Origin of the sequence: Micromonospora gifhornensis, assembly GCF_016863515.1 — a bacterium.
GTDB classification, from domain to species: Bacteria; Actinomycetota; Actinomycetes; order Mycobacteriales; family Micromonosporaceae; genus Micromonospora; species Micromonospora gifhornensis.
Map to the genome: position 1 here is coordinate 1 of NZ_BOPA01000102.1, position 1193 is coordinate 1193.

Sequence of the window (1193 nt, forward strand, 5' to 3'; positions counted from 1 at the left end):
ACCACCGCCGGCAGCGGTCACCACCACAGCGAAGTCGTCCTTGTTGTCGGACGGGTCGAGGTCGGCGAACTTCGACTCGTCGATGCTGCGCACCTCGGCCATGGCGAAGGACGGCTTCGTGGCCCGCTTGCTCGCCTTGACTCCGGCCGGCAACGCGCCGAAGGCCGACACCTCCATCCAACCGCCCTTCAGGGTGATCGGGGCCTCGACATCCTCGTCCACCACGATGCGCAGGTCGACACCGACCATGAACTCGGGCTCAAGCTCGAAGTCCTTGTCCTCGCAGATCGCGGTGCGCTTGTCGGAGCTGATCTCGCACCCTTCGATCGGGAACAAGGTCACCCCCTCGGGCAGCTGATAGGTCAGCCTGATGCCCTTGGCGACCCGGTCGCCCCAGTTGTAGACCAGGTTCCAGACGCGAGAGGTGTCACCCGGCCGCAACGGGAGGATTCCCTCATGGGCGTCCAGGGCGATGCGGTGCTTCACATCGAGGATGAGCACGCCCAGGTCGACACCGCTCTCCGGGGTCAGCTCGACGGTGATGTCGATGCTGTTGTTGCTGTCGTCGGTGTCGTCCGGCGAGACGATGCTGATGGTCACCGGAGCGCTGTACGGCTCGGTGACATCGCCATCAGTCTCGTTCCGCAGTTCGAGACCCACATCGGCCGTCTCGCCCGGTCCGGGGATGTCCTCGGCCAGCTCGCAGGTGAACAGCTCCGGCCTGGAGTCGCCGGTGGACTCGCACCCGCCGGCGGTGAACGGCTCAAGGTAGAGCTTGTTCTGGTCCACCTTCGAAACGTCGACCTTGAGCAGCACCCTGCGCGGCGTGCCCTCGCCCTGATTTGCGATCCTGACAAAGGCGACTTTGCCGTCGATGGCTCCGGCCGCGAACCGGGTGTCGGTGGCGGTGATCGTCAGGTCGGTCTCGGTTCCAGCGGCATGGGCCGGCGCGCCCAGCGCGGTGACCGCGCCCGAGGCGAGCAGCGCCGCCGTCGCGAGACTGACGGCACGGCGGGTACGGACGATCATAGAGATTCCCCCGGGGGAGTGAAGGAAGGTGCACATCCACCACAAGCTTCCCGGCTGATGGCCACTCAAGGATCTTCGCCACCCGGCGACGCGCTCCGGACACAGTCAGGGCGAGATGGTCACCCATCTCGCCCTGACTGCCGTGCGTTATGTGAACGGCCCCT

Annotated in this window: 1 protein-coding gene; it reads right to left on the reverse strand. The window is 66.1% G+C overall.

From position 1 onward, the window contains the following. On the reverse strand, positions 1-1029 hold a 1029-nt coding region (locus Vgi01_RS30300; RefSeq protein WP_204293342.1), incomplete at its 3' end, for a hypothetical protein. Between the last annotated feature and the right edge of the window lie 164 nt (positions 1030-1193).